20 protein-coding genes are annotated in these 26,302 nt (G+C 61.8%); 14 read left to right on the top strand and 6 right to left on the bottom strand.

Annotation, left to right across the window (positions count from 1 at the left end; all coding sequences use genetic code 11):
* Positions 1-39 precede the first annotated feature (39 nt).
* Positions 40-531, top strand: coding sequence for a DUF1543 domain-containing protein (locus HU736_RS05750; protein ID WP_186700962.1), 492 nt, complete (start codon positions 40-42; stop codon positions 529-531).
* Between the two features lie 9 nt (positions 532-540).
* Here HU736_RS05750 and HU736_RS05755 read toward each other — a convergent pair whose 3' ends face one another.
* Together HU736_RS05755 and HU736_RS05760 are read right to left on the bottom strand one after the other, a co-directional pair.
* Complete coding sequence (locus HU736_RS05755; protein ID WP_186701010.1) at positions 541-1,392, bottom strand: response regulator transcription factor; 852 nt, start codon at positions 1,390-1,392, stop codon at positions 541-543.
* 33 nt (positions 1,393-1,425) lie between these two features.
* Positions 1,426-2,916 carry an aldehyde dehydrogenase gene (locus tag HU736_RS05760; protein WP_186700961.1) on the bottom strand — a complete coding sequence of 497 codons (1,491 nt, stop codon included), beginning with the start codon at positions 2,914-2,916 and terminating at the stop codon, positions 1,426-1,428.
* Between the two features lie 241 nt (positions 2,917-3,157).
* Between HU736_RS05760 and HU736_RS05765 the strand changes: the two genes are divergently transcribed.
* A complete protein-coding gene (locus HU736_RS05765; RefSeq protein WP_186700960.1) occupies positions 3,158-4,540 on the top strand; it encodes an aspartate aminotransferase family protein in 1,383 nt (460 codons plus the stop codon).
* Positions 4,541-4,678: 138 nt separating this feature from the next.
* A complete protein-coding gene (locus HU736_RS05770) occupies positions 4,679-6,046 on the top strand; it encodes an APC family permease (protein ID WP_186700959.1) in 1,368 nt (455 codons plus the stop codon).
* Positions 6,047-6,115: 69 nt separating this feature from the next.
* Here HU736_RS05770 and HU736_RS05775 read toward each other — a convergent pair whose 3' ends face one another.
* The 3 genes from HU736_RS05775 to HU736_RS05785 all read right to left on the bottom strand — a co-directional run bounded on the left by HU736_RS05775 (position 6,116) and on the right by HU736_RS05785 (position 9,406).
* A complete protein-coding gene (locus HU736_RS05775; protein WP_186700958.1) occupies positions 6,116-7,009 on the bottom strand; it encodes a dihydrodipicolinate synthase family protein in 894 nt (297 codons plus the stop codon).
* 45 nt (positions 7,010-7,054) lie between these two features.
* Positions 7,055-8,290 (bottom strand): aromatic ring-hydroxylating oxygenase subunit alpha, encoded by a 1,236-nt coding sequence (locus tag HU736_RS05780; protein ID WP_186700957.1) that lies wholly within the window; start codon positions 8,288-8,290, stop codon positions 7,055-7,057.
* Between the two features lie 147 nt (positions 8,291-8,437).
* Positions 8,438-9,406, bottom strand: a complete 969-nt coding sequence (locus HU736_RS05785) for a LysR family transcriptional regulator (protein WP_186700956.1) — start codon at positions 9,404-9,406, stop codon at positions 8,438-8,440.
* A gap of 329 nt (positions 9,407-9,735) precedes the next feature.
* Here HU736_RS05785 and HU736_RS05790 point away from each other — a divergent pair, with 329 nt between their 5' ends.
* The 9 genes from HU736_RS05790 (at position 9,736) to HU736_RS05830 (ending at position 20,760) form a co-directional block, all read left to right on the top strand.
* Positions 9,736-10,890 carry a quaternary amine ABC transporter ATP-binding protein gene (locus HU736_RS05790; RefSeq protein ID WP_186700955.1) on the top strand — a complete coding sequence of 385 codons (1,155 nt, stop codon included), beginning with the start codon at positions 9,736-9,738 and terminating at the stop codon, positions 10,888-10,890.
* A gap of 29 nt (positions 10,891-10,919) precedes the next feature.
* The gene (proW, locus tag HU736_RS05795) at positions 10,920-11,873 is read left to right on the top strand and encodes a glycine betaine/L-proline ABC transporter permease ProW (RefSeq protein WP_186700954.1); all 954 of its coding nucleotides are present in this window, start codon (positions 10,920-10,922) and stop codon (positions 11,871-11,873) included.
* Between the two features lie 63 nt (positions 11,874-11,936).
* On the top strand, positions 11,937-12,959 hold the full coding sequence (gene proX, locus HU736_RS05800) for a glycine betaine/L-proline ABC transporter substrate-binding protein ProX (protein ID WP_225912980.1): 1,023 nt from the start codon (positions 11,937-11,939) through the stop codon (positions 12,957-12,959).
* 57 nt (positions 12,960-13,016) lie between these two features.
* Positions 13,017-14,363 (top strand): dimethylsulfonioproprionate lyase DddP, encoded by a 1,347-nt coding sequence (dddP, locus tag HU736_RS05805; RefSeq protein WP_186700952.1) that lies wholly within the window; start codon positions 13,017-13,019, stop codon positions 14,361-14,363.
* A gap of 157 nt (positions 14,364-14,520) precedes the next feature.
* Positions 14,521-15,534 carry a GlxA family transcriptional regulator gene (locus tag HU736_RS05810; RefSeq protein ID WP_186700951.1) on the top strand — a complete coding sequence of 338 codons (1,014 nt, stop codon included), beginning with the start codon at positions 14,521-14,523 and terminating at the stop codon, positions 15,532-15,534.
* 46 nt (positions 15,535-15,580) lie between these two features.
* A complete protein-coding gene (locus HU736_RS05815) occupies positions 15,581-16,897 on the top strand; it encodes an NAD(P)/FAD-dependent oxidoreductase (protein ID WP_186700950.1) in 1,317 nt (438 codons plus the stop codon).
* Positions 16,898-16,965: 68 nt separating this feature from the next.
* Positions 16,966-18,294, top strand: coding sequence for an MFS transporter (locus tag HU736_RS05820; RefSeq protein WP_186700949.1), 1,329 nt, complete (start codon positions 16,966-16,968; stop codon positions 18,292-18,294).
* Positions 18,295-18,365: 71 nt separating this feature from the next.
* Positions 18,366-19,268, top strand: coding sequence for a dihydrodipicolinate synthase family protein (locus HU736_RS05825; RefSeq protein ID WP_186700948.1), 903 nt, complete (start codon positions 18,366-18,368; stop codon positions 19,266-19,268).
* Between the two features lies 1 nt (position 19,269).
* The gene (locus HU736_RS05830) at positions 19,270-20,760 is read left to right on the top strand and encodes an aldehyde dehydrogenase (RefSeq protein ID WP_186700947.1); all 1,491 of its coding nucleotides are present in this window, start codon (positions 19,270-19,272) and stop codon (positions 20,758-20,760) included.
* A gap of 59 nt (positions 20,761-20,819) precedes the next feature.
* Here HU736_RS05830 and HU736_RS05835 read toward each other — a convergent pair whose 3' ends face one another.
* Positions 20,820-22,049: a benzoate/H(+) symporter BenE family transporter gene (locus HU736_RS05835; protein WP_186700946.1), complete on the bottom strand. Its 1,230-nt coding sequence runs from the start codon at positions 22,047-22,049 to the stop codon at positions 20,820-20,822.
* 92 nt (positions 22,050-22,141) lie between these two features.
* Between HU736_RS05835 and pdxR the strand changes: the two genes are divergently transcribed.
* Positions 22,142-23,644: a MocR-like pyridoxine biosynthesis transcription factor PdxR gene (gene pdxR, locus HU736_RS05840; RefSeq protein ID WP_186700945.1), complete on the top strand. Its 1,503-nt coding sequence runs from the start codon at positions 22,142-22,144 to the stop codon at positions 23,642-23,644.
* Positions 23,645-24,214: 570 nt separating this feature from the next.
* Positions 24,215-26,101, top strand: coding sequence for a penicillin-binding protein 2 (mrdA, locus tag HU736_RS05845; RefSeq protein WP_186700944.1), 1,887 nt, complete (start codon positions 24,215-24,217; stop codon positions 26,099-26,101).
* The last annotated feature ends 201 nt before the right edge of the window (positions 26,102-26,302 follow it).

The following is a 26,302-nucleotide window of genomic DNA, read 5'->3' on the forward strand; positions in this document are numbered from 1 at the left end:
CGCTGGCGTAAGCCGCAGCGCCCAGCGCGAGGATAATTCATGCTTTACGTTGTCATGCTCGGCGGGCGCCACCCGCGCGCCAGCATCGAAGTCCACGATGTAGTCTTTGCCCAGGGCGACTCGCTCGAGCAGCTCTACCCTGAACTACGCAATGCCTGGTTCGGCAGCCTGAAAGGGCTGCACGTCGACTCCTGGCTGGAAGTGCACGGCACTGACAATTACCGCGTCGAGTTCAGCCAGGCAGCGCCGCAACCCGGGGCACTGCGCTTGTTCTTCCTCAATCTGGGCGGTTACGAGCGGCAGGTGTTCGGCGAAGCGCACCGTTATCTGCTGGTGGCTGCCAGGGACAAAGCCGAGGCCAAGCAGTTGGGTAAGCAGCGCATGGCCGCTGGCTGGTTGAAGCCGCATACCGACGCAATACTCGACGTTGATGATTGCCTGCCGATCGATCTGCTGGCTGGGCGCTATGTGCATCTGGTCGAGGGCGAGCATCAGGGTATTCGCCAGCGCAGCGACTACATCCTTATCTAAGCCACCCGCTCAGGGCCGGCGGCGCAGATAGCTTTCCAGCGGGTCTTTGCTCAACCCTTCCTGTGCCTGTGCGACCGAGGCGATAAACAGCGAGAACAGCTCGGACTGCTTGCCGATGTCGAGCTTGGCGTACAAGTGTTTGCGATGGGTCTTGACCGTGTCCTCGCTGATACCCAGTCGCTCTGCCAATGAGCGTATAGAGTGCCCACGCAGCATGTACTGCGCGACCAGGCATTCCCGCTCGGTCAGCAACGACGAGCCAAACTTCACCAACGCTGCATTGATCTGCCGCCCCAGCGCACTCTCGAAACGCCCACCAAGCATGTGCGCATCCAGGTCGCCCCAATGCCGACGCACCACCGCCAGCACCCACGGTGCGATGCGCTTGAGTTCGGCAACTTGCTGCCTGCTCAATCGCGAGGTGCTGGCCAGCGCAACGGCGATGGTCAGCTTCGGCCCGAGTGGCACCAGGTAATTGATCTCTTCCTCCAGCCGCGCATGCTGATAGAACGACAGGTAGTACTCACTGCGCTTGAAGTGGTCCGGCGCGACATCGCTGAGGCGATAGCAGCCGGGCGCAATGCCCTCCAGGCTCGCGCGGTAGAACGGGCACAGTAGATAGAAGCCTTCCAGATACTTGCGCACGCTGCCCTCAGGCATCCACGGCCCCTCATCGTCGCGCTCGAACAGCGTCGACGGCAGGCCTTCATGGGGAAACAGAAACACCGTGATGGCATTGGCCGGCGCCAGCAGGATCAGCGCTGAATACAGCGACTCGACAAAGGCCGAGGTGCCGATGCAATCGGTCACCTGTGCCATGTGCTGAAACCACTGTTCGGATCCAAGCCGGTCTGTACTCATCACGGGCGTCTCATGTGCGCCTTGGGTCAGCGCTTAACGCAGCTGGAACCAGGTAGTTTTCAGGTGGGTGTACTTGTCGAACGAATGCAGCGACAGGTCACGACCAAAGCCGGACTGCTTGCCGCCACCGAACGGCACGCTGACATCCAGCGCGTCCATGGTGTTGACCGACACCGTACCAGCCTTCAGCGCCCTGGCAACCCGGTGCGCGCGGTTGAGGTCGTCGCTCCACACCGAGGCCGCCAGACCGTAGACACTGTCATTGGCCAGCGCTACCGCCTGCGCCTCATCGTCAAAGGCGGTGACGGCCAGCACTGGGCCGAAAATCTCTTCACGGGCCAGCTTGCTGGCCGGTTTTACCTCGGTAAATACAGTGGGCTGGATAAAGTTGGATGAGCCATTGAACGTCAGTTGCTGGCCTCCGCAACGCAGCTGCGCGCCCTCCTCCTGCGCTTGCCCGATAGCACGCATGATCCGCGCGGTTTGCTCGCTGTCGACAATGGCCCCGGCGGCACTCGCCGGGTTGAGCGGATCACCCGGCAGCCACGCCTGCGCCTTGGCAATCACCCGCTCGACGAACTCGTCGTGAATAGCTCTCTGCACGTACAACCGTGAATTGGCCGAGCACACTTCGCCTTGATTGAAGAAGATCCCGAACGCAGCTTTTTCAGCTGCCAGATCGAGATTCTGGCAGTCGGCAAACACCAGATTCGGGCTTTTGCCACCGCACTCCAGCCAGACCTGCTTGAGGTTGGACTGGGCCGAGTACTGCATGAAGTACTTGCCCACCTGAGTCGAGCCGGTGAACACCAGGCAATCGACATCCGGGTGCAGCCCCAAGGCTTTGCCGGCTTGCTCGCCGAGGCCCGGGACAACGTTGAGCACCCCTTCTGGAATGCCCGCCTCCAGCGCCAGCTGGCCTAAACGCAAGGCGGAAAACGGCGACTGCTCGGCTGGCTTCAACACCACGCTGTTCCCGGCAGCCAGTGCCGGCGCCAGCTTCCAGGCCGCCATGTCCAGGGGGAAGTTCCACGGCACCACCGCAGCGATCACGCCCAGTGGCTCGCGGGTGATGGTGGCCAGCGTGTTGGCAGCCGTCGGCGCGACCTGATCGTAGAGTTTGTCCAGCGCCTCGCCATACCAGGCGAACACTCCGGCTGCGCCCGGCACATCAATGTTGTAGGCGTCCATCACCGGCTTGCCCATGTTCAGCGAGTCGAGCAAGGCCAACTCCTCACGGTGCGCCAGCAGCAGTTCGGCCAGTTTCAGCAGGATCTTCTTGCGCTCACCTGGCGCCATGCGTGCCCACGGCCCCTGGTCGAAGGCCTGGCGCGCAGAACGCACTGCCAGGTCCACTTCACGCTCACCGCAGGCTGCAACCTGCGCCAACTCCTGATTGGTTGCGGGGTTGATAGCGGTAAAAGTCGCCCCTGTAGACGACTGCACCGCCCGGCCGCCGATGAGCGCGGTGTCGATGAAGGTTTGGCGCTGGGCCCGCTGTTGCCAGTAGTTGAGGTCGAACACGCTGCACTCCTCTTGCGACCGTTTGCCGGTCCGTTGTTATTGACTGGAGACAATCGTGCGCCACTCGCAGCAGCAGGCAAATTCGCAAAAATGTGGTCCGGCCCCATGAAAAAGCTCTGCAGCCACACCAGTTCGCAGCTCACCCCAAAGGGTGATTTCGGTGGTTTTCGAGGTGTGGGAGCATTTCCGGGACATCAGCTGCATCCGCCCTGCGCGACTCCCAAAAAAGAGAACAAACGTCATGAACGCACCCTTCATCCCGCAACGAAACACCCAGGACTATCAACAGGCCGACGCCGCCCACCACATCCATGCGTTTCTCGATCAAAAGGCCCTCAACGCCGAAGGGCCGCGGGTGATGGTCCGCGGCGAGCGTTTGAATTTGTGGGACAACGACGGCAACCGTTATCTGGATGGCATGTCCGGCTTGTGGTGCACGCAACTGGGCTACGGCCGCAAGGACCTGACCAGCGCCGCTGCTGCGCAGATGGATCAGTTGGCGTACTACAACATGTTCTTTCACACCACTCACCCGGCGGTAATCGAGCTGTCCGAACTGCTCTTCAGCCTGCTGCCGGGCCATTACAGCCACGCGATCTACACCAACTCCGGCTCCGAAGCCAACGAAGTGCTGATCCGCACCGTGCGCCGTTACTGGCAGGTGCTGGGCAAGCCGCAGAAGAAGGTCATGATCGGCCGCTGGAACGGTTACCACGGCTCGACCCTGGCCGCCACCGCACTGGGCGGGATGAAGTTCATGCATGAGATGGGCGGGATGATCCCCGACATCGCCCACATCGACGAGCCGTACTGGTACACCAACGGCGGCGAGCTGACCCCCGCCGAATTCGGCCGACGCTGCGCGCTGCAGCTTGAAGAAAAAATCCTCGAACTGGGCGCGGACAACGTCGCTGGTTTCATTGCCGAGCCGTTCCAGGGCGCCGGCGGCATGATCTTCCCGCCTGAAAGCTACTGGCCCGAGATCCAGCGCATCTGCCGCCAGTACAACGTGCTGCTGTGCGCCGATGAGGTGATCGGCGGCTTTGGCCGCACCGGCGAATGGTTCGCCCACCAGCACTTCGGCTTCGAGCCCGACACCCTGTCCATCGCCAAGGGCCTGACCAGCGGCTATATCCCCATGGGCGGGCTGGTGTTGAGCAAGCGCATCGCCGAGGCGCTGGTCGAGCGCGGCGGTGTATTTGCCCACGGCCTGACTTACTCCGGCCACCCCGTTGCGGCGGCAGTGGCGGTGGCCAACCTCAAGGCCTTGCGTGACGAAGGCATCGTGCGCCGGGTCAAGGACGACACCGGTCCTTATCTGCAGCAACTCCTGCACGAGGCGTTTGCCGCTCACCCGCTTATTGGAGAGATTCAGGGCACTGGCCTGCTGGCGGCGTTGCAGTTCGCCGAGGACAAACCAACCCGCAAACGCTTCGCCCATGAAAACGACCTGGCCTGGCAGTGCCGCACCTATGGCTTTGAGGAAGGCGTGATCATCCGCTCGACCCTGGGCCGCATGATCATGGCCCCGGCGCTGATCGCCAGCCGCAGCGAGCTTGATGAGCTGGTCGAAAAAACCCGCCTGGCCGTCGACCGCACCGCGCGCAGCATCGGCCGCCTCTGACCCGAGCGCAACGCCCAGCCCGATCCGGCTGGGCGCCTTGCGTGCAGCGCTGCGCACCCTCTCGACACGGCTTCATCATCGGTAGCGAGTACACCTCGCCTACTGCAGCGTCCTGTATTCGCCTTCCAGGAGTTCGCAATGACTATAACAACAAGCTCAGCCGACACTCACTGTGCGCAAGCCCCGGCGTCTCGCCGCTTTCGCCAATCCATGGGCCTACCCGCGCTGGTGCTGTTCGGCCTGGCCTACATGGTCCCGCTGGCCGTGTTCACCACCTATGGCCTGGTCACCCAGATGACCAAAGGGCACTTGCCCACGGCCTACCTGCTGACCCTCGGCGCGATGTTGCTGACCGCTTACAGCTACGGCCGCATGGTCCAGGCCCATCCCTATTCTGGCTCGGTGTACAGCTACACCCGTAAAGCCTTCGGCAGCTACTTCGGCTTCATGGCCGGCTGGACTTTGCTGCTCGACTACATCTTCCTGCCGCTGCTCAGCTACCTGCTGATCGGCATCTACATGTCCGAGTACTTCCCGGCAGTGCCGGCCTGGGTCTGGGTGCTCGGCTCGATCAGCCTGGTGACCTTTCTCAACCTGATCGGCATCGAGTCGATTACTCGGGTCAACTGGATTCTGGTAGTGGTGCAGTTGGTGTTCATCGTGGTCTTCGTGGCGCTGTCGGTCAGCAGCCTGAGTGGCCAGGGCGAGCCAGTGTCGCTGTTCAAGCCGTTCTACCACGACGGTTTCAGTGTGCCGCTGGTGATGACCGGCGCGGCCGTGCTGTGCCTGTCATTCCTCGGCTTCGATGCGGTTTCAACCATGGCTGAGGAAACCAGCAACCCGCAGTACCGCATCCCGCTGGCGATCATGGTGGTGTCGCTGGTGGGCGGCCTGCTGTTCTTGCTGGTGTCCTATTTTGCCCAGCAGGTGTTCCCCGACTGGGCCAGCTTCGCCGACCCCGACTCGGCCTCGGTGGATGTCATGCGCCGGGTCGGCGGCGAGCTGCTGGTCAGCGCCTTCACTGCCACCTATGTCGCCGGCTGCTTTGCCTCGGCGATGGTGTCCCAAGCCAGCGTGTCGCGGGTGCTGTTCGCCATGGGCCGCGACGGCGCGCTGCCGCGGGTGTTCGGCCAGTTGCGGACAAAAAAACGCGTGCCGGCCAGCGCTATCATGCTGGTCAGTGTGATGTCTCTGCTGGCCCTGGTGCTGACCCTGGACACGGTGGCCAACATGATCAGCTTCGGCGCGCTGTTTGCCTTCTCGGCGGTGAACCTGGCGGTGGTCAAGCACTACCTGGTCGACCAGCAACTGCGCGGACCGCGCAATTACCTGCTGTATGGGGCCATTCCGGCATTGGGTTTTCTCAGTACCTTGTGGCTGTGGAGCAGCCTGTCGAGCATGTCATTCACGATCGGCTTGAGCTGGATGGGGTTGGGCTTGCTGTGCCTGCTTGGGCTGACTCGGGCGTTCCAGGTGAAGCTGCCGGAGTTGCAGCTGGCTGAATAGCCGAAGTACAACACTACCAACGGTGCCGTGTAGCGGGCACCGTTGCGATCTCTCTAAGCCCAGGATGGATCAGCCGTTGACCCGCTCATGCGCCAGCAACGGAGCCACTGCACTTTCCAGCGCGGCAAGCTTGTCGGCAGCCAGCCGCGCCAGTGGCCGACGTGGATCGCCAGCGCCGTAGCCGGTCAGCGCCGATGCCGCATACACCGACTGCACATAGTCGCCCTGCCAGATCAGCGACATCAACGGCTCAAGATCCCGCCACAACTCGCGAGCGAGCTCCCATTGACCCGCCAGCGCAGCGTCGACAAAACGCACACAGGAACGCGGGGCGATATTGGCCCCACCCCAGATCAGCCCAGCGCAACCTGCATATAGCGCATACGGCACCAGCGGGTCGGCGCCGTTCATGGTTGGCAAGCCGGTTCGAATCAGCGAAGCCTGCGCTGCCAGGTCGCCACTGCTGTCCTTGACCGACACAAAATTAGCGATCTCGTTGAGTTTGGCGAATAGCGCCGGGGTGACTTCTACTCCAACCGCCTGAGGCACGTTGTAGCCAATAATCGGCAGGCCGGCAGTGGCCACGCTGCGATAGAACGCGACAATGCTGTCGTCGTCGGTCGGCCCCTCGAAAAACGGCGGCAGCACCATGACCCCGTCCGCGCCACATTCTGCTGCATGCCGGGTGCGTTCCAGCACCTCGTCAAGCACCAACGCGGACGTCTGCACGATGATTCGCGCCCGGCCAGCAATCGCCTTGGCGCCGAAAGCGACCAGTTGCCTGGATTCTTCTTTGCTCAGGTACACGTGCATACCGGTGCCGGAGCTGAGCACAAAACCCGTCACCCCAGCTTCGAGGTAAGCCTCGATCAGCTGGGCAAAACGCGGGTAGTCGATCTTGCCATCACCCTCAAAGGGCGTGGTGATCGCAAGGTTGATCCCGGCAAACTGAAATTCAGACATCGAACCCTCCATGGGTGGATGGACCACGTTGAGCAACAGGCCGGTTCAGCCCACGGACTTGAGCGCAATCGGCCCTTGCAGGCGCGTCAGCATGGTGTCGCAGTACCAGTCATCGAACTGGCAGACGCCATTTTCAGCGTTCTCGGAAAACGGCCCGGGCTCATAAGTTGGCGACGACACGCCGGCCTGGGTGCCTTCAACCAGACGCCGGTCCTGATCATTGGTCGCCAGCCAGACCTTGGTCAGACGCTCGATGTCGTAGTCCACCCCTTCAACCGCGGTAGCCGGCACCAGCCATTTGGTCGTGACCAGGGTTTCAGTGGCGCTCAACGGCAGGATGCGGAAGCTCAAGGCATGGTCGCCGAGAAAGTGGTTCCAGGTAGACGGGTAGTTGAAGTAGAGCAAGGCGCCGATATCAGCTTCTCCGCTCTGATCGAGCCGGCCAGCGACTGCCGGCTGGCCATCCATGGTGTAGCTGACAGCGCCTGCCGACAACGGGATGCGGGTCATGCGATAGCGGCCCTGCGGATCCATCAGCAGGCGGCTGGGCATGCCGGCCTTCTCGCAACGGTCCCAGTGAGCGGTGAGTTCAGGGTCTTCAGCAGTCGCCACACCCGCCACCGAAAGGTTCTCCACGAAGGAGTTCATCAGCTCCGGGTGTGTGCCGTCACAGTGGAAGCACTCGCGATTGTTCTCGAATACCAGCTTCCAATTGCCCTTCTCGATCAGGTTGGACTCGAACGCCACTTTGCAGTTTTCCAACTGGTGCGGGGCGATAAAGGGGCTTACCGCGTTGCGGAAGCTGGTGAAATCAGGGGCTTTGTCGGCGACGCACACGTAGATATAGCTGTGCACGACTTCACAGTGAACTGGCTTGAGGTTGTATTGGCTTTTGTCGAAATCAGCGCCCATGTTGCCGGCGAACAGCAGGCTGCCATCCAGTTCGAACGTCCACTTGTGATACGGGCATACCAGCTTTGCCACCTTGCCCTGGGCATGCTCGCAAACTTTGGCGCCGCGGTGCCGGCAGGCATTGTGAAATGCCCGGACCTGGCCGTCCTTGCCCTTGACCACCGCAACGGGGTAGTCGCCGATCTGCAGGGTGAAATACTGACCTGGCTTGTCCAGTTCGACGGTGTGCCCGACGAAGATCCAGTCCTTGTGCCAGATATGTTCCAGATCCTGGCGGTAGACCTCGTTGTCGATATACAGCTCACGCGGTAATGCATGCCGCGCTTTACGCTTCTGGATCAGGCCAACCACAGATTGCTGACTGTTCATTATTATCTCCATCCACCAGCCTTAAACGGCACTGCTCGTATGCCGTATGAATGAGGCAAGGCTACGGGACGGTTACAACAGCCGACAAACTACATTTTCAACGAGCAAACGATAAAGGCAGGTTATCAATCAGAGGGCTGCAGTGCGCTACACGCACCACCGCGAAAACTTCGACAGCACCCAATCGCGCACCCGCCGAGAGGCTTCCTCGCAGTCGCAGTTTTCTCTGCAAGCAAGGTAGTGCAGGCTGTTGCGCAGGGTCACCTGCTGTTGCAGCGGTCGCACCAGCAGGCCCTTTTCCAGCAGCCCGCTGACCAGTTGATTCCAACCCAGCGCAATACCCTGATGGGTCAGCGCCATGTTGATGATCAAGTTGTAGTCATTGGCATGGAACACCGGTGGGCTGGCCGCAGGACGTTCGTCGATGTCGACATTCTGGAACGCCAACCAGACGCTCCAGTCGACGTGCTCGGCGACCCCGGCACGGCCATATGGACTGAGGTCGAGCAAGGCGCAATCGCGCAGGCCTTCGAGGCTGGCAATCTCGGGATGTGCAGCCAGATAAGCCGGCGAACAGACCGGATAGATAATGTCATGACACAGTGGGTAGATCTTGTAACCCTCGCCCACGTTACTGATCTTGGAGATGACAATATCCGGATCCACTCCAGGCTCGCGATTGACGAAGTTCTGCGTAGTGATCAGGTTGAGTTCGATGTCGGGGTTGTTGGCGCGAAACTCGGGCAAGTGATCGGAAAACCACAATGCAGAAAACGCCGGCGAGCAACAGATAGTCAGCACATGTTTCTGCGTCGGCGCTGAGCGAATACGGTCGGCCGCCTGGGCGATATTGACAAAGGACAACTGTGCCGCTTCGAAGAAGATCGCACCGGCTGGAGTAAGTTGCACCGTGCGCCCAACCCGCTCGAACAACTGCGCACCGAGAAACTCCTCCAATTCGCGAATCTGCCGGCTGATGGCCGCTTGCGATACACACAGCGCCTCGGCGGCGCGGGTGAAGCTTGCGTACTTGGCGGCCGCCACAAACGCCTTGACCGCCCGCAACGAAGGCATCCTCAGGAGCAAGGTGTCTGGATCAGCGTGTCTGTTAAGCATGGTAGCCAGCCTTCTGTAGGTTTTTTAAACGCCACGCAGCCTATCTCAGCACCCCGGTGACATCCACACAGGTGTCGCAAACGTCGCAGGATGGTCGGCCTGACAGCGATCAATAACCTTAGGTTATCTATAACGCCCTGTAAATGTCGTTGGATTTGCCGAGGGCTAGCTAATAAATTGGATGAAAGCCCAGTTCCTGGGGCTAACAATAAAAAATAGGAAATTGTCATGCATCGATATCCCTCTGGGTACTGCCCTTCCGTATTACCAAGCTGGCGACTCGCACTGAGAACGCAGGCTTGTAATTTCGCACGCACAGGAGGGGCGCAATGAGCCGCGCAGATGAAATAATTTCCGTTAACAACATCTATAAAGTGTTTGGCAATCAACCCGGTGTCGCCATGAATATGCTGACGTCGGGTGCAACTAAAAACGAAGTATTTGAAAAGACCGGCCAGGTCATTGGTGTTTTCGACGCAAGTTTCGCGGTCAAGCGTGGCGAGATTTTCGTGATCATGGGTTTGTCCGGATCGGGCAAGTCGACCATGGTGCGCCTGTTCAACCGCCTGATCGAACCCACCGCCGGGCAGATCTACCTCAACGGCCGTGAAATAACCGGGTTGTCCGATAAAGCCCTGCTGGACGTGCGCCGCAAGGAAATGGGCATGGTGTTCCAGTCCTTTGCCCTGATGCCACACATGAGCGTGCTGGAAAACACCGCCTTTGGCCTGGAAATTTCTGGCGTCAGCGAGCAGGAACGCCACAGCCGCGCCCGCGAAGCACTCAGCCAGGTCGGCCTCGCAGGTCAGGAACACAGCTACCCACACCAGCTTTCCGGCGGCATGCAGCAGCGCGTCGGCCTGGCCCGAGCGCTGGCCAATGATCCCGCCATTCTGCTCATGGATGAGGCGTTCTCCGCGCTGGACCCGTTGATCCGCCACGAGATGCAAGGCGAACTGATTCGCCTTCAGGCCGAGCAAAAGCGCACCATCATCTTCATCTCGCATGACATCGAAGAAGCCATCCGTATCGGCCATCGCATCGCAATCATGGAAGGCGGTCGCGTAGTCCAGATCGGCACCCCACAGGAGCTGATCAATCAACCGGCCAACGACTACGTACGCACTTTTTTCAAGGGCTTCGACAGCTCGCGGGTACTCAAGGCAGGCGACGTTGCCTCGTTTGATCCGGCAGCGGTGTGCCGGGTCAACGCCAAGGCGCCGCAGTTCCAGCTCGGCGTGCCGTTCGGCTATCTGCTCAATGAGCGTGGCGCTCTGCTGGGCGTAGTCGATACAGCCGCTGCAGGTACACCTGCACCGTGCAACCAGCATCAACTGCAACCGGTTTACACCGACACGCCGCTGCATGAAGTGCTCGATATCGCCGCCAGCCTGCCCTACCCGGTGCCGGTGCTGGACCGCGCAGGTGCCTTCCAGGGCACCGTTTCGAAAAACCAGCTGCTGCAGACCCTGAGCCGCCACTGAGCGACTGCGCCCCAACGAGGTAAGCCACCATGTCCGAGTTCAGTCTGTTGGACCCGTTCCAGTACGCCACTATTCCCTTGGGCGACTGGGTCGAAAGCACCCTGAAATTTCTGGTGCACAATTTCCGTGATGTGTTCCGTGCGATCCGCTGGCCAATCGATCAGGTGCTCAACGGCATCGAGTTCACCCTGCAGAGCATCCCGCCAAGCATCGGCATCATTCTCTCGTCCCTGCTTGGCTGGCAGCTGGCCGGCAAACGCATGGCACTGCTGAGCTTCGTCACCCTGACCCTGCTGGGCCTTATCGGCGTGTGGTCGGAGTCGATGACCACCTTGGCGCTGGTGCTGACCTCGGTGTTCTTCTGCGCGGTGATTGGCGTGCCGCTGGGCATCGTCTGCGCCCGCAGCAACCGCCTCGAGCAGGTCATACGTCCGCTACTCGATGCCATGCAGACGCTGCCCGCGTTCGTCTACCTGGTGCCGGTGGTGATGCTGTTCGGCATCGGTAATGTACCCGGCGTGCTGGTCACCATCGTCTTCGCCCTGCCGCCACTGGTCCGGCTGACCAACCTGGGTATCCGCCAGGTGCCCGAGGACAAGATCGAAGCTGCCCGCGCGTTTGGCTGCACACCGCGGCAGATGCTCACCCGGGTACAACTGCCGCTGGCAACCCCGACCATCATGGCCGGCCTCAACCAGACCCTGATGCTGTCGCTGTCGATGGTGGTGATTGCCTCGATGATCTCCGTAGGTGGCCTGGGCCAGATGGTCCTGCGCGGTATCGGCCGGCTGGACATGGGCCTGGCCACCGTGGGCGGTGCCGGCCTGGTGCTGCTGGCGATCTTTCTCGACCGCCTGACCCAGGCCATGGGCGCCAGAACCAGCGCTGATCCAAGCCTGCGCTGGTACCAGACCGGGCCCGTTGGCGTGGTGCTGCGCCTCTGCGACAGCGCTAAACCAGCAGAGCGGCGCAAGACCGCCTGACCTGACCGATTCGACCTGCCGCACTTGATGCTAATAACCAGAAGAAGGTACGCGACGATGTCCATGCCCATGCTCCCCCGCAGTTTGCTCCAGTGCGCCAGCGCGCTGGCCCTGGCCGCCGCTACGCTGTGCGCGCACGCCTCGGCTGACAAGCCCGGTGACGGCGTCAAGGTCACCCCGATCTTCCCGGCGATCGCTGAAGAGCGTTTTCGCGGCGAGGTCGCCATGGAGGGCCTGCGCGAGCTCGGCTACAAGGTTGAGGAGCCCAAGGAAACCGAATATGGCGTGATGATGATGGCACTGGCCAGTGGCGATGCCGACTTCACCGTGCACCTGTGGGACAAGCTGCACGACAAGTTCTACCAGCAGGCCGGTGGCGACGACGTCATGCTCAAGGCCGGCGATATCATGCCGGGTGTTCTGCAGGGCTACCTGATAGACAAGAAAACCGCTGAAGCGCACAACATCAAGTACATCACCGATCTGAAAAAACCGGAGATCGCCAAGCTGTTCGACACCGACGGCGACGGCAAGGCCGACCTGACGGGTTGCAATCCTGGCTGGGGCTGCGAGCTGGTGATCGACCATCACATGAAAGCCTATGGCCTGGACAAGACCGTCAAGGTCAACCAAGGCTCGTACTTCGCCCTGATGGCCGACACCATCACCCGCTACAAGGAAGGCAAGCCGATCCTGTACTTCACCTGGGTTCCGCAGTGGATCGCCACCGTGCTGGTCGAGGACAAGGATGTCGTCTGGCTGGAAGTGCCGAAAACCGACCTGCCGGACGGCAACAACAGCGTCGACACGATGTACAAGGGCAAGAACCTCGGCTTTGCCGTGGACAAGATCGTCGCGGTGGTTAACAAGGAATTCGCCGAGGAAAATCCAGCGGCGCTGAAATTCCTCTCGGTGGTGCAGATCAGCACCGCTGATGAGAGCGCACAGAACCTGCGCATGCAGCAAGGCGAGAAGAAGCCGGCTGATATCACCCGCCACGCCAAGGAGTGGGTTGCCGCCCACCGCCAGCAATTCGATGCCTGGCTGCAGACAGCGCGCGCTGCTGCTACTCAGAAGAGCAACTAACCTCACCCGTGAACGGCGCGGCAGGTTCGCCTGCCCCGCCAAGGATAACCTTGGCGCATGACTACCTCACCCTACTCGATTGCCAGCAACGCCCGCCGTATTGACCCGACCAGGCGAGCTGCCAATGCCTTCAAGGCCGACGGCTCGGTTGCTGATAACGACCGCGTCGAAACCGGCCCGACCGCATTGGCCTTCGCTGAATGGGCGCAGCTCGGCCTGCAGCCGCCGCACCTGGCACGCATGCGCGAATACCGCTTGCGGCGGATCCAGGAGCAACTGGTAGCCCGCGACCTGGGCGGTATCCTGCTGTTCGACCCGCTGAATATCCGCTACGCCACAGACAGCAGCAACATGCAGCTGTGGACCACGCACAACCCGGCGCGGGCCTGTTTTGTCGCTGCCAGCGGCCATGTCGTACTGTGGGACTTTCATGGCTGCGATCACTTGTCGGCGCACTTGCCGCTGGTCAGTGAACTGCGCAGCGGCGCCTCGTTCTTTTACTTCGAAACAGGCGACCGCACCGATGAGCATGCGCGGCGCTTTGTCGATCAACTTGAACAACTGTTGCGCCAACACGCCGGCAGCAACCGCCGGCTCGCCGTCGACCGCATCGAAATAGCCGGCCTGCGGGCACTGGATGCGTTGGGTATTGAGGTGTGCAGCGGGCAGCAAGTCACCGAGATGGCCCGCCTGATCAAAGGCCCCGATGAAATCAGTGCCATGCGTTGTGCAGTGGCGTCGTGCGAAGCGGCGGTGGGCGAAATGCACACGGCGATGCGCGCAGGTATCAGCGAGAACGACGTCTGGGCCGCCTTGCACGCCGGCAACATTCGTCGCGGCGGCGAATGGATCGAGACGCGCATCCTCAGCTCCGGCCCGCGCACCAACCCCTGGTTCCAGGAATGTGGCCCGCGGGTACTGAGCGATGGCGACCTGCTGTCGTTCGATACCGATCTGATCGGCGTATATGGCATGTGCGTCGACATGTCGCGCAGTTGGATTTGCGGCGGCCTGCAGCCAAGCGCCGAGCAGAAACGGCTGTATCGGATTGCCCATCAGCACATCAGCCATAACATGGCCTTGGTCAAACCGGGCGTGCGTTTCAGCGAGTTGAGCGCAAAGGCCCATCGCCTGCCCGAAGCCTGCCGCGCCCAGCGCTACGGCGTGCTGTTCCATGGGGTTGGCTTATGCGACGAATACCCCAGTATTCGGTACCCGGAGGACGTCGCTGCGTATGGCTATGAAGGTGAACTGCAAGCCGGTATGACGTTGTGTGTCGAAGCCTATATTGGCGAGGTCGGCGGGCGCGACGGTATAAAACTGGAAAATCAACTACTGGTCACCGAAACCGGACATGAACTGCTGACCCACTATCCGTTCGATGAGAGTTTCCTCAACGACTGACTATCTCCCCATGCGGATTTATAACGCCGGGTTATCCATAGTTGTCCGGAAATGTCGTTGGACGCTGCATTCCATGAAGCATAACTTTGTCATCAGCCGTAGCGCCTGAGCCAATCGCCTGCGTGCTACTGGCCACTTAGTCTGAGCGTTAGTCATCATGAAAAGTATAATAAAGACCTTCAGCAGTACGTTCGCCGAGCGCAATCTGCAGTCGCTGTCCACGCGCGATGAATGCACGCAAAAGGCCACTGTCGGTTTCCTGCTTCTGGATAACTTTTCCCTGCCGTGCTTCACCCAATCGCTCGACGTGCTGACCACCGCCAATCTGCTCAAGCCAGGTTCGGTCAGGGTGCACACGTTCAGCCATGACAACAGCGCGGTCATGAGCGACCTGGCTATCCCGATCCAGCCGAGCACACCGCTGACCGACGTGCGCATCGCCGACCTCGACCTGATGATCATCTGCGGCGGCCTGCGCACGCCCCGCGTGGCCCCACAGTGGTTGACTGCCTTGCTGCACACCCTGGCGCGGTTGCCGGTGGCCCTGGGTGGCCTGTGGAATGGCGCGTGGTTCCTCGGCAAGGCCGGCCTGCTGGATGGCTACCGCTGTGCCATCCACCCTGAGCAACGCACGGCCTTGGCCGAGCGCTCGCCGAATACCAATGTGTGCTTCGACAGCCAGGTTTGTGACCGTGATCGCCTGACCGCTGCAAGCCCTGCCGGGGCGTTCCAGATGACTATCCAGTGGTTGCGCCAGTGCACCAGTACAACCCTGGCCGATGCTGTCCTCGACATGCTTGATTATGACCAGTCACGCTTTCGCAGCGCGCTCAACAAGCGCCAGCCGCGCCTGAGTGCACCGCTGCGGGAAATCATCAGCTTGATGGAAGCCAACCTCGAAGAACCGTTGGAGCCTGAGCAACTTACTCACTATGTGAAGTTGTCGCAACGGCAAATGCAGCGCTTGTTTCGTGAACAACTGGCGACCAGCCCACAACGCTATTACCTGCAACTAAGAATCACCGAAGCACGGCGCCTTATTCAAAACTCCGGCGGCGCCCTGGTTGATATCGCAATGGCCTGCGGCTTTGTCTCATCCAGTCACTTCAGCAAATGTTACAGCGCCCTGTTTGGCTACCCACCTTCCAAAGAAGCGCGCTTTGAACTTTAACGGAAGGCAGCGCCTTCACTCGGTTGAATCAAACAGGATGTCCACCATGAAAGTAGCGTCATTACCGGGCGATGATCAAACCTGTGGCTGGTATCACCTGAGCAAAGGCCGCACGGTGCGCCCTGCCCATACAGGTCACAGCCGTGCCCGTTGGGTAATCGTCGGCGCAGGCTTCACCGGGCTGGCAACCGCCCGCCAGCTGGCGACGCACTTCCCCGACGAACACATCGTGCTGGTGGATGCCCAGGAAGTCGGCTTCGGTACTTCGGGGCGCAACGCAGGCTTTGTCATCGACCTGCCCCATGACATCGGCGCGCCGGACTACATCGGCGACATCGCCACCGCCAAGACCACCTTGCAGCTCAACCTCAGTGGTAAAAATTACCTGACCGAGCTGGTCGAACGCTTCAGTATCGACTGCCAGCTGAGCCACTGCGGGAAGTACCAGGCTGCCGTCGAAGATCGCGGCATCGCCGTGCTCGAGGCTTATCGCTCTGGGCTGGACAAGCTCGAACAGCCGTATCAGATGATCGACGCCGAGGCCCTGCCCGAGCACATCGGCACGCGCTTCTACCGCAAGGCGCTGTTCACCCCGGGCACCTCGCTGATCCAACCCTCGGCGCTGGTCAAGGGCCTCGCCGACAGCCTGCCGAGCAACGTTACTCTGTATGAGAACACGCCAATCAGCGAAGTCGAGTACGGCGCCCGCAGCGTGCTCAAACACGCAAATGGGTCGATCACTGCCGACAAGCTGATCCTCACCAACAATGCCTTCGGCATGAGTTTTGGGTTTCTCAAGGGGCGCATGTTGCCGGTGTTCACTTACGCCAGCCTGACCCGGCCGATGACCGCCGACGAGCAGGCCCGATTGGGCGGCAAGGCGTACTGGGGGGTGATCCCGGCCGACCCGTTCGGCACCACCGTACGACGCACGCCCGACCAACGTCTGCTGATCCGCAACAGCTTCAGCTTCAACCCGGACGGGCGCAGCGACCCCAAATACCTGGCGCGCTTCGCTGCCCGCCATCGCGCATCGTTCGAGCGCCGCTTCCCGATGCTTACGCAATTGCCGTTTGAATTCACCTGGGGTGGCGCCCTCGCCCTCTCTCGCAACCACGCGGGTTACTTCGGCGAGCTGGCTGGCAACGTCTACGGCGCACTGTGCTGCAACGGCTTGGGCGTGACTCGCGGCACGGCCACCGGCAAGTTGCTGGCGGACTGGCTGGCGGGGGAGCGATCCGAGTTGATCGATTTTGTCCTGCGCTCGCCTGGGCCAAGCGCCAACCCGCCGGCCGCGCTGGTGTCGATGGGGGTCAACCTGAACCTGTTGTGGGGCCAGTACCGCGCAGGGCAGGAAGGCTGAGCGCACTCAGTGCGGCGGTGCGTCCGCCGCTGCCGCGGCAACCCGAACACGCATGATCAGGAACAACAATGACAAGCCTTGCTCTCTCAGTTGAAGACGTCCCGCTCAACCCGTTCCACAAACTGCTCACCTGGCGCTCCGGAGGCGGCTCGTTCGTCGATGGCTATGTGCTCAGCATAATCGGCGTGGCCCTGGCACATATCTCCAGTGCACTGGCCATGACCACGCTGTGGGAAGGCTTGATCGCAGCCTCTGCCTTGATCGGGATATTCTTCGGTGGCTTTCTCGGCGGTTGGCTGACCGATCGCCTCGGCAGGCGGCGGCTGTTCTTCGTTGGCCCGGTATTGTTCGTGCTGGCCTCGGCGGCGCAGTTCTGGGCAGACAGCGCACTGAGCATTTTTTTGCTGCGCCTGGTGATCGGCATCGCCGTAGGCATCGAGTATCCGGTGGCGACCTCGTTGCTGGTGGAGTTCATGCCGAAGAAATACCGCGGCCCTCGCCTGGCCATGCTGACCATCCTGTGGTTCGCAGGCGCCGCCACCGCTTACATGGTCGGCGAGGTCATCCTGCGCCTGGGCGGTGATCAGGCCTGGCGTTGGGTGCTGGCAAGCTCCGCGGTGATTGGCCTGGCCCTGCTGCTGGTGCGCCTGGGCACCCCGGAATCGCCGCGCTGGTTGCTGAGCAAGGGCCGCACAACCGAAGCTGAAGCGGTGATCAAAAAGGTCTACGGCAGCGAGTTCGGGCTAAAGAACCTGCCGGAACAGGAAACCCGTTTCAAGGTCACCATCTGGAACCTGCTGTATGCCGGCTACGGCGCGCGGATGCTGTTCGTCATCGTGTTCTGGACCTGCTGCATCATCCCGCTGTTCGCGGTGTATGCGTTCGCCCCCAAAGTGCTGGCTGCGCTGAACGTCCAAGGCGACAGCGCCTCGATCGGCTCAATCCTGATCACCCTGTTCTTCGTCGCTGGCTGCGTGATTGCCACGCGCATCATCAACCGCATCGGCCGGCGCAGCATGTTGCTCTACAGCTTTCTGTTCTCCGGCCTGGCGCTGCTCTGCCTGGGCCTGTTCCACGCCAGTGCCGGGCTCTGGATCCTGTTGTTCTTTGCCATCTACGCCTTGTTCATCGGCGGCGCCCAAGTGCTCACGCTGGTGTACCCGAATGAGCTGTTCCCCACTGAAATCCGCGCATTTGCAGTAGGGGTCGGCACCTCGTTCTCGCGCATCGGTGCGGCCGTCGGTACCTACCTCGTGCCTATCTCGCTGGACACCCTGGGCATCGCCCAAACCATGTACATCGCGGCACTGATCACCCTGATCGGGTTGCTGCTGTCGTGGCTGCTGGCGCCGGAAACACGTTCGCTCAACCTGCAGCAAGCCGCCGCGCTTGGCTGATACCGCACGCTGCGCTGGCCGTATCGGCCCGCGTCGTCTTACCGCTAGTGAAACTACCTGGAGCACCATCAATGAAGTTCGAAGGCATCTATACCCCGGCCATCACCCCTCTGGACGCAGACGGCAACATCGACAAGGCCGCCTTCGCCGAGGTCCTCGAATACCTGGTCGAGGCCAAGGTCCACGGCATCATCATCGGCGGCTCCACGGGCGAGTATTACGCTCACACCGCTCAGGAGCGCTTCGACCTGGCGGCGCAGGCCAAGGATGTTTTGCACGGGCGCCTGCCCTTGATCGTTGGCACCGGCGCTATCCGCACCGAAGACTCGGTGGCCTACGCTGAAGCGGCCAAGGCGATCAAGGCCGACGCCCTGCTGGTCGGCTCGCCACCGTATGCCCTGCCGACTCAGCAGGAAGTCGCCGAGCACGTCCTCGCAGTCGACCGCGCCGCGGGCTTGCCGATCATGCTCTACAACTATCCAGCGCGCATGGGTGTGCACATGGGCCCGGAGCTGTTCGACGCGCTGGCGGGTTGCCGCAACATCGTCGCCATCAAGGAAAGCTCCGGCGACATGGCGCAACTGCACCGCCTGGCGACCAAGCTGCCACACATCGCCCTGTCTTGCGGCTGGGACGATCAGGCCCTCGAATTCTTCGCCTGGGGCGCGCGCAGCTGGGTCTGTGCCGGCTCCAACTTCATCCCGCGTGAGCATGTGGCGTTGTACCAGGCCTGCGTGATCGAAAACAATTTCGTCAAAGGTCGGCAGATCATGGCGGCGATGATGCCGTTAATGGACTTCCTCGAAGGCGGCAAGTTCGTGCAGTCGATCAAGTACGGCTGCGAGCTCAATGGCCTGCGCACAGGCGGTGTTCGAGCTCCACTGAAAGGCCTGCAAGACAGCGAAAAAGCCGAGCTGAAAGATGTCGTTGCGAGCCTCAAGCGCGCTGTTGCACAAATTACTGGAGGAGTCTGAGATGAGCGAGTTGCTGAGCAAAGAAGAGTACGCCGCGATCGCGGCGGACATGCAATACCGCACCCAGGCGTTCATCGACGGGCGCTTCTGCGCAGCCCAGAGCGGCAACACCTTCGTTACCAGCAACCCTGCGACCGGCGCCACCCTTGCTGAAATCGCCTCTTGTGATAGCCGCGACGTAGATATCGCCGTTGCCGCCGCCAAGGCTGCATTCGCCGATGGCCGCTGGCACAAGCAAGCACCAGCTGCACGCAAACAAGTGCTGCTGCGCTTTGCACAACTGCTGGAAGACAATGCCCATGAGCTGGCTGTTCTCGAAAGCCTGGACAGCGGCAAACCGGTCAGCGAATGCCAGACAGTCGATGTGCCAGAAACCATCAACACTTTGCGCTGGCACGCCGAGCTGATCGACAAGGTCTACGACAGCACTGCACCGACCGGGCATGGCGCGGTGACCCTGGTTGTGCGCGAAGCAATCGGTGTGGTCGGCCTGGTGCTGCCGTGGAACTTCCCGTTGCTGATGCTGGCCTGGAAAATCGGTCCCTCGCTGGCCGCGGGGTGCTCGATCGTGGTCAAGCCGGCCAAGGAAACAACCCTCACCGCTCTGCGCGTCGCCGAGCTGGCGCATCAGGCCGGCGTACCGGCTGGGGTATTCAACGTGACCCCAGGTGGCGGCCGCGAGGCTGGCGAGCCGATTGGTCGGCACATGGACGTTGCCATGGTCAGCTTCACCGGTTCGACCGACACCGGCCGGCTATTCCTGAAATATGCCTCCGAGTCCAACCTCAAGCGCGTGGTGCTGGAGCTGGGCGGGAAAAACCCGGCGGTGGTGATGAATGACTGCGAAGACCTCGAGCAGGTCGCCGAGTACGTCACTGCCGGTGCGTTCTGGAACATGGGTGAGAACTGTTCGGCAACCTCGCGGTTGATCGTTCATGAAGACGTCAAGGACGAGCTGCTGAGCCTGATTGGCAAGCAGTTGCACAACTGGCAACTGGGCGACCCGCTCGATCCGCAGAACCGGCTAGGTGCGATGGTCAGCAAAGCGCATTTCGACAAGGTGCGCAGTTATCTCGATTACGTTGCCGAGCACAACCTGCAAGTGGTCCAAGGCGGCGCAACACAAGCCGGCGTGTTCGTGCAGCCGACCATCGTCGATGGCGTTGGCCGGGACAGCCCGCTGTTCATCGAAGAGATCTTTGGCCCAGTGCTAAGCGTCACCAGCTTTGCCAGCCTGGACGAAGCCATCGAGCTGGCCAACGACACCGTCTATGGCCTGGCGGCCTCAGCCTACACCGGCAGCCTGCGTAATGCGCTGCGCTTGTCACGGGAAATCCACGCGGGCGTGGTGACCGTCAACTGCTTCGGCGAAGGCGATGCCTCGACGCCGTTCGGCGGCTACAAGCAGTCCGGGTTTGGCGGTCGTGACAAGTCGATCTGGGCGCATGATCAGTACACCGAGCTTAAAACCATCTGGATCGATGCATCCTGAGCAGTTGAATCTGCTCACAGCCAAGCGCCGCTGCGAGGCGGAGCTCGGCTGGCAAGCTCTCAACGCGTAGCAGCTGGATTGCTGACCCGCGCGGGCGCATCGGCTTTGTTGAAGCCATTAAGCAGCGCATGCGCAGCAAGACCAATCAGCAAGCCCCAGAACGCACCGCCGATACCCAGCAAGGTAATGTTGGCGGCAGCGGCCAGAAAGGTGATCAACGCCGCTTCACGGGTTTTCGCATCGGCGGTCGCGCTGGCCAGGCTGCCGCCGATGGTGCCCAGCAAGGCCAGCCCGGCCAGGGTGGTGATGAAGCTTGCCGGCAAGGCCATGAACAGCGCCGCCAGGGTCGCCCCGAACACCCCTACCAACACATACAGCAAACCAGCGGCAATGCCGGCGATCCAGCGCTTTGACGGCTGTTCGTGGGCTTCCTTGCCGGTGCAGATGGCCGCGGTGATCGCCGCCAGGTTGAATGCATGCGAGCCGAATGGCGCCATCAACAGCGAACCCAGCCCGGTCACCGTCACGATGGGGCTGGCGCTAGTGTCGTAGCCATCGTTGCGCAGCACCAGCATGCCCGGCATGTACTGCCCGGTCAGGGTGATCAGAAATAACGGCAGGGCCACGCTCAGCAGCGCATTGAGCGAGAACTGCGGCGCGGTGAACACCGGCTCGGTCAGTTGCCAGTGCAGGCCGGACAGGTCAAGCCGGCCCTGCACCAGCAAAAAGCTCAACCCCAGCAGCAAAATGCCGGCCACTGCATAGCGCGCAGTAAAGCGCTTGAGCAGCAGGTAGCAGGCGATCAGCAGCCCGGCCAGCAGCGGATCGATGCTGACGCTGCTGAACGCACCAATGCCAAACTGCAGCAGAATCCCGGCCAGCAGCCCTGCTGCTACTCCTGGTGGAATCAACGCGATGACCTTGTCGAACCAGCCGGAACAGCCCAGCAGCACGAAGGCCGCGGCACAGACCATGTAGGCGCCTACCGCTTCGGCATAAGGCGTAGTTGCCAGCGCGACGACCAGAAACGCCGCAGCCGGGGTCGACCAGGCGGTGATGATCGGTGCGCGATAGCGCCAGCTCAGGTACATCCCGGTAATGCCCACGCCAATGGACACCGACCAGACCCACGAGGCCGTCAGCTCAGGGCTAAGGCCGGCCACCTTGGCCGCCTGGAACACCAGGATGAAGGTGCCGCCATAGTTGACGATGACCGATACCAGACCGGCAATGATCGGGTGCAGCAGATCGCTCGGGCGCAGCGACCAGCGAGAGGCATTGAGTGACATGGTAAACAAGCTCCAGGCAGTGGCGAGGCGCAGAGTCTACGGATAGACTGGCCTGCCGCTTCAGGCCAATTCATGCAGTCAGGGCAGACCACATGGCAAAAACGTTCGAACTCGAAACCCTGCAGATGCGCTTGGCCGACAGCGAATTTGTCACTCTCGATCTGCACCAGCGGATCCAGCGCGCACTGCGTGCACTGATTCTCGAAGGCTCGCTGAGTGCCGGCCTGAAGCTGCCCGCCACGCGAGTGCTGGCGCGCTCGCTCGGCGTGGCCCGCGACACCGTCGAAAACGCCTATGTGCAGTTGCAGCGCGATGGCTACATCAACCGCCGCGGCGGCGCCGGCAGCTACGTCGCGCAAACCCTGGGCAGCGAGTTGCATGGCGCCGTTCGCCGGCGCATGCAACAACGCAACGCACGCCGTGCTCAAGCCGCCACGCAAGCGGCCGGGCTGAGCCAGCGCGGCCAGCAGATCCTCGCCAGCGGCGGCATCCATGACCAGCAGGCGATCAAGGCCTTCGCTACAGGCCTGCCGGAAACCCGCAGCTTCCCCACTGAGACCTGGGAGCGCCTGCAACGCCAGGTCATGAAGGACTACCGCGCCAACGTCTTGCTGCATGGTGACCCGCAGGGTGCCGAGCCGCTGCGCAAGGCCATCGCCACGTACCTCAACCTTGAGCGCGGCGCCAACTGCAAGCCCGAGCAAATTCTGGTGCTGAGCAGTACCCGCCAAGCGTTGTTCCTGTGCGCGCAGTTGCTGGTAGACGCGGGCAAACCCATCCTGCTGGAGAACCCCGGCTATTTTGGCGCGAAAAAAGCTTTCGAAGCGGCCGAGGCCAAGGTCGTGCCGATCGACGTCGATGAACAAGGCGTGCGCATCGACCTGCTGCGTGCCGATCGCAGCGGTGCCAATTGCCTGTACGTGACGCCGTCGCATCAATACCCCACCGGCGCCACCCTGCCGCTGGCGCGCCGGCTGGAGCTGCTCGGCTGGGCGGCCGAGCACGGCAAATGGATCATCGAGGACGACTACGACAGCGAGTTTCACTACGACGGGCTGCCCACCGCCTGCATGCAGGGGCTGGACCGCTACCAGCGCACGATCTACCTCGGCACCTTCAGCAAGACCCTGTTCCCCGGCCTGCGCATGGGCTACATGATCCTGCCCGAACAACTGGTGCAGCCGTTTGCCTGCGCCCGCAGCATCATCGACGGGCATACCCCGCAGATCCTGCAACTGACCCTGGCGCGCTTCATGGAAGACGGCCATTACAACGCCCACGTGCGCGCCATGCGCAAACTCTACAGCCGGCGCCGCCTGTACATGCTCGATGCCATCGCCAGGTACCTGCCAGGCATTGCCACCGCCCTGCACCCGCAAGGCGGGCTGCAGATTCCCTGCCTGCTCGAGGCGGGCTGGAGCGAGCAGGACACCATCCGCGTAGCGGCCAGCGCCGGCGTGCAGTTGCCTGGCCTGAGCCGGCTCTACGCGGGCGAGCACAAGCAGCAAGGCTGGCTGCTAGGTTACTCGTCCCTGACCGAGCATGAAATCGAGACGGCCATGTCTTGTTTGGCCAAGGCTTTGAGAAGCCAATAAGCCTGCCGCCAAGCCCGGAGTGGTCTGGTTATTCGGCTGAAATCGGACTGCCAGACGCGACCACAAGCTGATTAACATGCGTGCCCAACGGCGCTGCTCAGCGCAGCATTGACTTGAGCAGCAGAGGCGCTTGCGCAAGGCATCGACCCGGCGCACATGGGCAAGGCTTTTTCGGTACACACCCTTGGCGGTGTTAAAGACGCTCAAGGCCAGGCCAAGCTCGACTTAGCCGACACCAAACAGCTGTGGCAACACCTGGAACAGCTCCGCCAGCGCCATGATGTCAGGTGGCTGACCCAGTGCGCTGTCGCCACCTGGGGCAGAAGTCCGATACCGGGTGATGACCCTGTTGCAAGAGGCCTCGATCAGACGAGCACGCCATGCAGTAGCAGTGCAGCAAGCCGTGCCCTGATGAGTCACATGAATGAATATTCATGCAAGGCTGCGGCTCAGTGCTGCCGGGGCTGACGGGCCATCCGGGCAGGCTCGCCGGGGGCGGTTTGCTTGAGCAGCAGCGGGTGCTTGCGTAGCATTGCCGACCCGGTGACCTCTCCACCCCGAAGAACGCGCATGCCCCAACCCATCCCCCTCAAGGATCACGAACAGGAAAAGCAGCTGGTCAACCGCCGCCTGTTGGTCTGCGCCGTGCTGACCTGCAGCCTCGTTGCGGTGCTGATCGCTCGCCTGTACGTGCTGCAAGTGCTGCAGCACGACCAGCAGAGCGCCGTTTCCGAAAACAACCGCGTCCACGTCCTGCCGATCGCGCCCGAGCGCGGCTTGATCTACGACCGCAACGGCGTCGTGCTGGCCGACAACAAGCCCAGCTTCAACCTGACCATGACCCGCGAGCGCGCTGGCGATTCAGCCAAGGTGCTCGACAGCCTGACGCAGATCCTCGGCCTGGCCGACGACGACCGTCAGCAGTTCAACAAGGATCTGCGCCGTGGGCGTAAACCGTTCGAACCGGTGACCTTGATGGTGGGCCTGAGCGAAGAACAGATCGCTCTGATTGCCGTCAATCAGTTCCGCCTGCCGGGGCTTGATGTAGAGCCGCAGTTTATCCGTGAGTACCCGCTCAATGAGCACTTTGCGCACTCGGTGGGCTATGTCGGCCGGATCAACGAGAAGGAAGCCAAGACCCTCGACAGCACCGAGTACCGCGGTACCCAGTCGATCGGCAAGACTGGCGTCGAGCGCTTCTACGAGGATCGGTTGCACGGCCATGTCGGCTACGAAGAGGTCGAGACCAACGCCCAGGGCCGGGTCATGCGCGTGCTCCGCCATCAGGACCCGATCCCGGGCAAGGACATCATCCTCAGCCTTGACGTGCAGCTGCAGCAGGCCGCCGAAAAAGCCCTGGGCGATCGCCGTGGCTCGGTGGTGGCGCTCGACCCCGCCACCGGCGATGTGCTGGCGATGGTCAGCAACCCAAGCTTTGATCCTAACCTGTTCGTCAAAGGCATCAGCTTCAAGCAATACGCCGCGCTGCGCGATTCGATCGACCGGCCGCTGTTCAATCGGGTGCTGCGCGGTTTGTATGCGCCGGGTTCGACGATCAAACCGGAGGTGGCCATCGCCGGCCTCGACAGCGGCGTAATGACGCCCGCCAACCGGGTGTTCGACCCCGGCTACTACGAGCTGCCCAACTACGACCACAAGTACCGCAACTGGAACCGCAGCGGCGATGGCTGGGTAGACATGTACACCGCGATCATGCGCTCCAACGACACCTACTTCTATGACCTCGCGCACAAGCTGGGCATCGACCGCCTGCATGACTACATGGCCGAGTTCGGCCTCGGCCAGAAGGTCTCCCTGGACATGTTCGAGGAAGCCGCCGGGCTGATGCCGTCGCAGCAATGGAAGCGCGCGACTCGCCGTCAGGCGTGGTTCCCCGGTGAAACGCTGATCCTGGGGATTGGCCAGGGCTACATGCAGGTCACCCCGTTGCAGCTGGCCCAGGCCACCAGCCTACTCGCCAGCAAAGGCGTGTGGCACCGCCCGCACCTGGCCCGGAGCATTGGTGGCGAGCCGCCGCGGGATCCGCACCCGATGCCGGATATCGTCCTGCACGACAAGCGCGCGTGGGACCAAGTCAGCCAGGGCATGCAGATGGTCATGCACGACCCGCGCGGCATCGCCCGCGCCTCGGCGGCTGGCGCCCAGTACCGGATTGCCGGCAAGAGCGGTACCGCGCAGGTAGTGGCGATTCGTCAGGGCGAGCGCTACGACCGCAACAAGACCCTGGAGCGGCACCGCGACAATGCCTTGTTCGTCGGTTTCGCCCCTGCCGAGCATCCCTCGATTGTGGTGGCGGTGATGATCGAAAATGGCGAAGCCGGCGGCCGCGTCGCCGGGCCGGTGGTGCGCGAGGTGATGGATGCCTGGCTGCTGGACAGCCAGGGCCATCTGAAGCCCGAATATGCCGGTGGTGAGCACGCTTCGCCGCATTCCTGACTCGCTGCGCAGACGGCCACGCATACAGAACCCCTTTAAAGGAATAAGAGTATTCTTTCTTATTCCTTTTTAAATAAACCCAGTTCTTCTATAACTGTCTGCACTGTACAGCCGCCAACAGCTGGCCAACTGTCTGCAGCGCAGCACCCCATCAACAGCAAGCCCCAACAGCCTCGACGATTGCTCAAGCAAAGTCCCCCA

The organism is Pseudomonas shirazensis (assembly GCF_014268785.2).
GTDB lineage: Bacteria > Pseudomonadota > Gammaproteobacteria > Pseudomonadales > Pseudomonadaceae > Aquipseudomonas > Aquipseudomonas shirazensis.

Excerpts from the sequence above, each read along its gene's own strand:
- pdxR (WP_186700945.1), top strand. The coding sequence starts at position 22,142 with ATGGCAAAAACGTTCGAACTCGAAACCCTGCAGATGCGCTTGGCCGAC.
- HU736_RS05765 (WP_186700960.1), top strand. The coding sequence starts at position 3,158 with ATGAACGCACCCTTCATCCCGCAACGAAACACCCAGGACTATCAACAG.
- dddP (WP_186700952.1), top strand. The coding sequence starts at position 13,017 with ATGACTACCTCACCCTACTCGATTGCCAGCAACGCCCGCCGTATTGAC.
- HU736_RS05770 (WP_186700959.1), top strand. The coding sequence starts at position 4,679 with ATGACTATAACAACAAGCTCAGCCGACACTCACTGTGCGCAAGCCCCG.
- HU736_RS05785 (WP_186700956.1), bottom strand. The coding sequence starts at position 9,406 with ATGCTTAACAGACACGCTGATCCAGACACCTTGCTCCTGAGGATGCCT.
- HU736_RS05810 (WP_186700951.1), top strand. The coding sequence starts at position 14,521 with ATGAAAAGTATAATAAAGACCTTCAGCAGTACGTTCGCCGAGCGCAAT.
- HU736_RS05755 (WP_186701010.1), bottom strand. The coding sequence starts at position 1,392 with ATGAGTACAGACCGGCTTGGATCCGAACAGTGGTTTCAGCACATGGCA.
- HU736_RS05830 (WP_186700947.1), top strand. The coding sequence starts at position 19,270 with ATGAGCGAGTTGCTGAGCAAAGAAGAGTACGCCGCGATCGCGGCGGAC.
- HU736_RS05825 (WP_186700948.1), top strand. The coding sequence starts at position 18,366 with ATGAAGTTCGAAGGCATCTATACCCCGGCCATCACCCCTCTGGACGCA.
- HU736_RS05750 (WP_186700962.1), top strand. The coding sequence starts at position 40 with ATGCTTTACGTTGTCATGCTCGGCGGGCGCCACCCGCGCGCCAGCATC.
- HU736_RS05820 (WP_186700949.1), top strand. The coding sequence starts at position 16,966 with ATGACAAGCCTTGCTCTCTCAGTTGAAGACGTCCCGCTCAACCCGTTC.
- HU736_RS05775 (WP_186700958.1), bottom strand. The coding sequence starts at position 7,009 with ATGTCTGAATTTCAGTTTGCCGGGATCAACCTTGCGATCACCACGCCC.
- proX (WP_225912980.1), top strand. The coding sequence starts at position 11,937 with ATGCCCATGCTCCCCCGCAGTTTGCTCCAGTGCGCCAGCGCGCTGGCC.
- HU736_RS05780 (WP_186700957.1), bottom strand. The coding sequence starts at position 8,290 with ATGAACAGTCAGCAATCTGTGGTTGGCCTGATCCAGAAGCGTAAAGCG.
- HU736_RS05835 (WP_186700946.1), bottom strand. The coding sequence starts at position 22,049 with ATGTCACTCAATGCCTCTCGCTGGTCGCTGCGCCCGAGCGATCTGCTG.
- HU736_RS05790 (WP_186700955.1), top strand. The coding sequence starts at position 9,736 with ATGAGCCGCGCAGATGAAATAATTTCCGTTAACAACATCTATAAAGTG.
- HU736_RS05815 (WP_186700950.1), top strand. The coding sequence starts at position 15,581 with ATGAAAGTAGCGTCATTACCGGGCGATGATCAAACCTGTGGCTGGTAT.
- proW (WP_186700954.1), top strand. The coding sequence starts at position 10,920 with ATGTCCGAGTTCAGTCTGTTGGACCCGTTCCAGTACGCCACTATTCCC.
- mrdA (WP_186700944.1), top strand. The coding sequence starts at position 24,215 with ATGCCCCAACCCATCCCCCTCAAGGATCACGAACAGGAAAAGCAGCTG.